The sequence below is a fragment of the Cellulophaga sp. 20_2_10 genome, assembly GCF_023476645.1.
In the GTDB taxonomy this organism is placed as follows: Bacteria; Bacteroidota; Bacteroidia; order Flavobacteriales; family Flavobacteriaceae; genus Cellulophaga.
Window position 1 is genome coordinate 1 of record NZ_JAMCOJ010000055.1, and the last position, 764, is coordinate 764.

Annotated in this window: 1 protein-coding gene; it reads left to right on the forward strand. The window is 31.9% G+C overall.

What is annotated here, in order from left to right:
- Positions 1 to 764, forward strand: a 764-nt coding sequence (locus tag M4I21_RS18505) for a hypothetical protein (RefSeq protein WP_249560708.1), incomplete at both ends; no start/stop codon positions are given.

Here is a 764-nt window from a genome sequence, read left to right on the forward strand (position 1 = left end):
AAAAAATTATAAATTATTTAAAACCTGTAGTACTTTTAGTTATTACTGTTTTCCTTATTACTAATTGTCAAAAAGAAGAAACAACAGCTGTAGAGGTTGCACCTCAATTAGAGCTTCAAGAACAGCTAGTTAGTTTTACAGATCTTCCTGAAATTGTAAAGTTAAAAGCATTAGAAGCACAATCTAATTTATTACAAAGAAACCTTTCCTCAAAAGATAAAGGAAACAATTTTGGCAATATTGTTGAGAGTAATATTAAAAAATTAAAAAATAATGATGGAGATATGATTTACACCTTTGGTTTATCAAAGAACAAGGGTAATAATTATATGGATATGTTAACCATGAAAGTGAACGGTAGTTCTGTAGAGGCAAACATAATACGGCATGAGCCAAACCAAGAATGGCTAGAGAAAGGTAATAGTGGAGAATTTAAAAATTTCTCTGGTACGGTAAATTTTTATGATGATCAGGGTAATTTTTACCTATCTACAGAATTAAGAGATGGCGAGATAGAAGAAAAGAAAACAGCTTCTAAAGCAGGTAAGACCTGTACTATAACAAATGTTCAATATTTTGGATTAGAACAAGATGGAGTGTTTTATGTAAAATCTATAAGATACACCTTGTCTTGCAGAGAGCAAAGTACTGGTGTAAGTTCTCAGGATTTAAATAATGGCCAACAAGAAACTATAGATTGGCTTCCTGCAGGAGAAGGAGGTGCAGGAGCATCTGAAATGGTAGTTTCAGAAACAATTACTTGC